Here is a 6,946-nt window from a genome sequence, read left to right on the forward strand (position 1 = left end):
AACGCCGTACTGGTTTTTGTTAATCCACTATAAGAATGCCTGTTGATTGGCAAAACCCTTTACATCAAACCAGACAGATAGGATAAATAATGGCTTTTTATGCTTTTAAGGCGATGCGTGCGGCCGCGTTGGCTGCCGCCGTTGCATTGGTACTGTCGTCTTGCGGTAAAGGCGGAGACGCGGCGCAGGGCGGGCAGCCTGCGGGTCGGGAAGCACCGGCTCCCGTCGTCGGTGTCGTAACCGTCCATCCGCAAACCGTTGCGTTGACCGTCGAGTTGCCGGGACGTTTGGAATCGCTGCGTACCGCCGATGTCCGTGCGCAAGTTGGCGGCATTATCCAAAAACGCCTGTTCCAAGAAGGCAGTTATGTCCGTGCCGGACAGCCGCTGTATCAGATCGACAGTTCCACTTATGAAGCAAATCTGGAAAGCGCGCGCGCGCAACTGGCAACGGCTCAGGCAACGCTTGCCAAAGCGGATGCGGATTTGGCGCGATACAAGCCTTTGGTTGCCGCCGAAGCCGTCAGCCGGCAGGAATACGATGCTGCGGTAACGGCGAAACGTTCTGCCGAGGCAGGTGTCAAAGCAGCACAGGCGGCGATCAAATCTGCCGGCATCAATCTGAACCGTTCGCGCATTACCGCGCCGATTTCCGGCTTTATCGGTCAGTCCAAAGTTTCCGAAGGTACGCTGTTGAATGCGGGCGATACGACCGTGCTGGCAACCATCCGCCAAACCAATCCGATGTATGTGAACGTTACCCAGTCTGCATCCGAAGTGATGAAATTGCGCCGTCAGATAGCCGAAGGCAAACTGCTGGCGGCGGATGGTGTGATTGCGGTCGGCATCAAATTTGACGACGGCACAGTTTACCCTGAAAAAGGCCGCCTGCTGTTTGCCGATCCGACCGTCAACGAATCGACCGGTCAGATTACCCTGCGCGCCGCCGTACCGAACGATCAGAATATCCTGATGCCCGGCCTGTATGTGCGCGTGCTGATGGACCAAGTGGCGGTGGATAACGCATTTGTTGTGCCGCAGCAGGCGGTAACGCGCGGTGCGAAAGATACCGTGATGATTGTGAATGCCCAAGGCGGTATGGAACCCCGCGAGGTAACGGTTGCGCAACAGCAGGGTACGAATTGGATTGTTACGTCGGGTCTGAAGGACGGGGACAAGGTGGTTGTGGAAGGCATCAGTATCGTCGGCATAACGGGTGCGAAAAAGGTAACGCCTAAAGAATGGGCGCCGTCTGAAAACCAAGCCGCCTCGCCTCAATCCAGCGTTCAGACGGCATCTGAAGCCAAACCTGCTTCTGAAGCGAAATAAGGAAGGCATCGATGGCTAAATTTTTTATCGACCGCCCTATTTTTGCGTGGGTTATTTCGATTTTCATTATTGCGGCGGGTATTTTCGGCATCAAAAGCCTGCCGGTTTCGCAATATCCGTCCGTCGCCGCCCCGACCATTACTTTGCACGCCACTTATCCGGGTGCGTCCGCGCAGGTAATGGAAGACAGCGTGCTTTCCGTGATCGAGCGGAATATGAACGGCGTGGAAGGTTTGGATTATATGTCCACTTCTGCCGATTCGAGCGGCAGCGGCAGCGTGAGCCTGACCTTTACGCCCGATACCGACGAGAACCTGGCGCAGGTGGAAGTGCAGAACAAGCTTTCCGAAGTATTGAGCACGCTGCCAGCAACCGTCCAGCAATACGGCGTAACCGTATCCAAGGCGCGTTCCAATTTCCTGATGATTGTGATGCTTTCGTCGGATGTGCAGTCAACCGAAGAGATGAACGACTACGCGCAGCGTAATATCGTTCCCGAGTTGCAGCGTATCGAAGGCGTGGGGCAGGTACGCCTGTTCGGCGCGCAACGCGCGATGCGGATTTGGGTTGATCCTAAGAAACTGCAAAACTACAATTTGTCGTTTGCCGATATCGGCAGCGCGCTGTCCGCCCAGAACGTCCAGATTTCAGCGGGTTCTATCGGTTCGCTTCCCGCCGTTCGCGGACAGACGGTTACGGCTACCGTAACGGCGCAAGGGCAGTTGGGTACGGCAGAAGAATTCGGCAACGTCATCCTCCGCGCCAATACCGACGGTTCTAATGTTTACCTGAAGGATGTGGCAAGGGTCGGACTGGGTATGGAAGACTATTCTTCCTCAACCCGTCTGAACGGTGTAAATACCACCGGTATGGCGGTGATGCTGTCCAACAGCGGCAATGCGATGGCGACGGCAAAGGCGGTTAAAGAACGCATGGCGACGTTGGAAAAATACTTTCCTCAGGGTATGAGCTGGAAAACCCCTTACGATACTTCCAAATTCGTCGAAATTTCGATTGAAAAAGTGATTCATACTTTAATCGAAGCGATGGTGCTGGTGTTTGTCGTAATGTATCTCTTCCTGCAAAACATCCGTTATACGCTGATTCCGACCATCGTCGTACCGATTTCGTTGTTGGGCGGTTTCGCCTTCATCTCTTATATGGGCATGTCGATTAACGTACTGACCATGTTTGCGATGGTTTTGGTCATCGGCATCGTGGTCGATGACGCGATTGTGGTGGTTGAAAACGTCGAGCGCATTATGGCGGGTGAAGGCTTGCCGCCCAAAGAAGCGACCAAAAAAGCGATGGGTCAGATTTCGGGCGCGGTCATCGGTATTACCGCCGTTCTGATTTCCGTGTTCGTACCGTTGGCGATGTTCAGCGGGGCGACGGGCAATATTTACAAACAGTTTGCCCTGACGATGGCGTCATCAATCGCATTCTCCGCTTTCCTTGCGCTGACCCTTACCCCTGCTTTGTGTGCCACAATGTTGAAGACAATCCCGAAAGGGCATCACGAAGAGAAAAAAGGTTTCTTCGGCTGGTTTAACAAGAAATTCAATAGTTGGACGCACGGTTACGAAGGCCGGGTTGCCAAAGTGCTGCGTAAGACTTTCCGCATGATGGTTGTCTATATCGGTTTGGCGGTTGTGGGCGTGTTCCTGTTTATGCGCCTGCCGACTTCATTCCTGCCGACCGAAGACCAAGGCTTCGTCATGGTCAGCGTGCAACTGCCTGCAGGAGCGACCCAAGAGCGCACCAATGCGACTTTGGCGCAAGTTACCCAACTGGCGAAAAGCATTCCTGAAATAGAAAACATCATTACCGTTTCCGGCTTCAGCTTTTCGGGCAGCGGTCAGAATATGGCGATGGGTTTTGCCATATTGAAAGATTGGAACGAGCGTACCGCGCCCGGCAGCGATGCCGTTGCGATTGCCGGCAAGCTGACGGGTATGATGATGGGGACGCTTAAAGACGGTTTTGGCATCGCCGTCGTCCCGCCTCCGATTCTGGAGTTGGGCAATGGTTCGGGCCTGAGCATCAACCTGCAAGACCGCAATAATACCGGCCATACCGCATTGCTGGCGAAGCGCAACGAGTTGATTCAGAAAATGCGTGCCAGCGGTTTGTTTGACCCCAGCACCGTCCGTGCTGGCGGTTTGGAAGACTCGCCGCAGTTGAAAATCGACATCAACCGTGCCGCCGCGGCGGCGCAAGGCATTTCGTTTGCCGACATCCGCACCGCATTGGCAAGTGCGCTGAGTTCGTCTTATGTCAGCGACTTCCCGAACCAAGGCCGTCTGCAACGCGTGATGGTGCAGGCCGACGAGGATGCCCGTATGCAGCCTGCCGATATTTTGAACCTGACCGTGCCGAACAAATCCGGCGTCGCCGTACCGCTTTCCACCATTGCTACTGTTTCTTGGGAAAACGGTACGGAACAGAGCGTACGCTTCAACGGTTATCCTTCGATGAAGCTGTCCGCTTCGCCTGCAACCGGCGTTTCCACCGGGCAGGCTATGGCGGCGGTTCAAAAAATGGTTGACGAATTGGGCGGCGGTTACAGCTTCGAATGGGGCGGACAGTCGCGCGAAGAGGCAAAAGGCGGCTCGCAAACCCTGATTTTGTACGGTTTGGCGGTTGCAGCCGTATTTTTGGTACTTGCCGCGCTTTATGAAAGCTGGTCGATTCCGCTGGCGGTCATCCTTGTGATTCCGTTGGGTTTGATCGGTGCGGCTGCGGGCGTAACCGGGCGCAACCTGTTTGAAGGACTGTTGGGCAGCGTTCCCTCGTTCGCCAACGACATCTACTTTCAAGTCGGTTTCGTTACCGTGATGGGTTTGAGTGCGAAAAATGCGATTTTGATTATCGAATTTGCCAAAGACCTTCAAGCGCAAGGGAAAAGCGCGGTTGAAGCCGCTTTGGAAGCAGCCCGCCTGCGTTTCCGTCCGATTATCATGACCTCGTTTGCCTTTATTTTGGGCGTGGTTCCCCTGTATATTGCCGGCGGTGCAAGTTCTGCCAGCCAGCGCGCCATTGGTACAACCGTATTCTGGGGGATGCTCATCGGCACGCTCTTGTCGGTGTTCCTTGTTCCGCTTTTCTATGTGGTGGTGCGCAAATTCTTCAAAGAAACCGCGCACGAACACGAAATGGCAGTAAAACACGCTGCCGAAGCGGGCATCACCGGTTCGGACGACAGCCAACATTAAGCAACCATGCCGTCTGAACGCCCACGGGTTTTCAGACGGCATCAGGACTTTTTTATGGATACTACATTGAAAACCACCTTGACTTCTGTTGCAGCAGCCTTCGCATTATCCGCCTGCACCATGATTCCCCAATACGAGCAGCCCAAAGTCGAAGTTGCCGAAACGTTCAAAAACGATACCGCCGACAGCGGCATCCGCGCCGTCGATTTGGGTTGGCACGACTATTTTGCCGACCCGCGCCTGCAAAAGCTGATCGACATCGCACTCGAGCGCAATACCAGTTTGCGTACCGCCGTATTGAACAGCGAAATCTACCGCAAACAATACATGATTGAGCGCAACAACCTCCTGCCCACGCTTGCCGCCAATGCGAACGGCTCGCGCCAAGGCAGCTTGAGCGGCGGCAATGTAAGCAGCAGCTACAAAGTCGGACTGGGTGCGGCATCTTACGAACTCGATCTGTTCGGGCGTGTACGCAGCAGCAGCGAGGCGGCACTGCAAGGCTATTTCGCCAGCACCGCCAACCGCGATGCGGCACATTTGAGCCTGATTGCCACCGTTGCCAAAGCCTATTTCAACGAACGTTACGCCGAAGAAGCGATGTCTTTGGCGCAACGTGTTTTGAAAACGCGCGAGGAAACCTACAAGCTGTCCGAATTACGTTACAAGGCAGGCGTGATTTCCGCCGTCGCCCTACGTCAGCAGGAAGCCCTAATCGAATCTGCCAAAGCCGATTATGCCCATGCCGCGCGCAGCCGCGAACAGGCGCGCAATGCCTTGGCAACCCTGATTAACCAACCGATACCCGACGACCTGCCCGCCGGTTTGCCGTTGGACAAGCAGTTTTTTGTTGAGAAGCTGCCGGCCGGTTTGAGTTCCGAAGTATTGCTCGACCGTCCCGATATCCGTGCTGCCGAACACGCGCTCAAACAGGCAAACGCCAATATCGGTGCGGCACGCGCCGCCTTTTTCCCATCCATCCGCCTGACCGGAACCGTCGGTACGGGTTCTGCCGAATTGGGTGGGCTGTTCAAAAGCGGCACGGGCGTTTGGTCGTTCGCGCCGTCTATTACCCTGCCGATTTTTACCTGGGGTACGAACAAGGCGAACCTTGATGTAGCCAAGCTGCGCCAACAGGCACAAATCGTTGCCTATGAATCCGCCGTCCAATCCGCATTTCAAGACGTGGCAAACGCATTGGCGGCGCGCGAGCAGCTGGATAAAGCCTATGACGCTTTAAGCAAACAAAGCCGCGCCTCTAAAGAAGCGTTGCGCTTGGTCGGCCTGCGTTACAAGCACGGCGTATCCGGCGCGCTCGATTTGCTCGATGCGGAACGCAGCAGCTATTCGGCGGAAGGTGCGGCTTTGTCGGCACAACTGACCCGCGCCGAAAACCTTGCCGATTTGTACAAGGCACTCGGCGGCGGATTGAAACGGGATACCCAAACCGACAAATAACCGGTCGGGCAATAAAATGCCGTCTGAAACGATAAGGTTTCAGACGGCATTTCTTTCTTTATAGTGGATTAACAAAAACCAGTACGGCGTTGCCTCGCCTTAGCTCAAAGAGAACGATTCTCTAAGGTGCTGAAGCACCAAGTGAGTCGGTTCCGTACCATCTGTACTGTCTGCGGCTTCGTCGCCTTGTCCTGATTTAAATTTAATCCACTATATGTTTGACGGTTGCGGTCAGGCTGCGCGGCGTGCCGTAAACGTGAATGTCGGGCATGGTGCGGTAGCGTTTGTTGAACACGTTTTCAAAGTCCAAACCGATGCGTGTGGATTTTCCGATTTTGTAATGCGCGGTCAAATCCAGCGTGGCGTAGGGGCGTTGGGTCAGTGCGGCTGCGGCGGCAGGGAAGAAACCGCCATACTCGCCGGCATCCCGAAGCCGAATACGGCAACGGCAAGCGCAATCAGCAGCGTATAAAGCCCCGCCTGATAGCCTTTCAGCTTCAGGACGGTCAGCGCGGCAAAGAAAAAGACGATGGGTAAGAGTGCGGCGGCGGCAGTCAGATACAGGCTGCCGCCGATTGCCGTGTAGTTTTGAACCCAAGTTTCCATAATTGAACATCTCCGAAAATATTTTTCTAATCGTCGGCAATAGTGGTCAAACCAATTAAAGCAACGTTGCATTACTTTGCGAAACTTTAATATTTAGGTCAATATATTTTTGGGCGGTTCGGCAGATTTGAATCGGAGCTTTCGTTTAAATCCTGTCAAAACAAATATTTGCATGAACAAAAATTGTAGTTTGGTGTAGTTTTTTCTTGTGTTTCGGGGGCGGTGCGAGGTAAATGCCGTTGACGGCGGGAACGGCGTGTCATTAGAATCCGCCCTGATTGGTCAGTCCAATTTGATGTTTGATGTATAGTGGATGAACAAAAACCAGTACGGCGTTGC

General features: G+C 54.2%; 3 protein-coding genes and 2 pseudogenes. 3 read left to right on the top strand and 2 right to left on the bottom strand.

All coding sequences use genetic code 11. From position 1 onward, the window contains the following. Nucleotides 1-89: 89 nt before the first annotated feature. Genes mtrC through mtrE form a run of 3 tightly spaced genes read left to right on the top strand, consistent with a single transcriptional unit; the run spans nucleotide 90 to nucleotide 6,001 of the window. Complete coding sequence (gene mtrC / locus HMPREF2959_RS04980; protein ID WP_070696451.1) at nucleotides 90-1,328, top strand: multidrug efflux RND transporter periplasmic adaptor subunit MtrC; 1,239 nt, start codon at nucleotides 90-92, stop codon at nucleotides 1,326-1,328. 11 nt (nucleotides 1,329-1,339) lie between these two features. Beyond that, nucleotides 1,340-4,543, top strand: a complete 3,204-nt coding sequence (gene mtrD, locus HMPREF2959_RS04985; protein ID WP_002216629.1) for a multidrug efflux RND transporter permease subunit MtrD — start codon at nucleotides 1,340-1,342, stop codon at nucleotides 4,541-4,543. Nucleotides 4,544-4,597: 54 nt separating this feature from the next. Then, complete coding sequence (gene mtrE / locus HMPREF2959_RS04990; protein ID WP_070696454.1) at nucleotides 4,598-6,001, top strand: multidrug efflux transporter outer membrane subunit MtrE; 1,404 nt, start codon at nucleotides 4,598-4,600, stop codon at nucleotides 5,999-6,001. Nucleotides 6,002-6,203: 202 nt separating this feature from the next. On the opposite strand, the pseudogene HMPREF2959_RS04995 reads toward mtrE, so the two are convergent. Beyond that, nucleotides 6,204-6,401: pseudogene (locus tag HMPREF2959_RS04995) on the bottom strand (hypothetical protein); the annotation flags it as partial. Continuing rightward, nucleotides 6,401-6,607: pseudogene (locus HMPREF2959_RS05000) on the bottom strand (L-lactate permease); the annotation flags it as partial. The pseudogenes HMPREF2959_RS05000 and HMPREF2959_RS04995, both read right to left, overlap by 1 nt. Between the last annotated feature and the right edge of the window lie 339 nt (nucleotides 6,608-6,946).

The organism is Neisseria sp. HMSC070F02 (assembly GCF_001814225.1).
Taxonomy (GTDB): domain Bacteria; phylum Pseudomonadota; class Gammaproteobacteria; order Burkholderiales; family Neisseriaceae; genus Neisseria; species Neisseria meningitidis.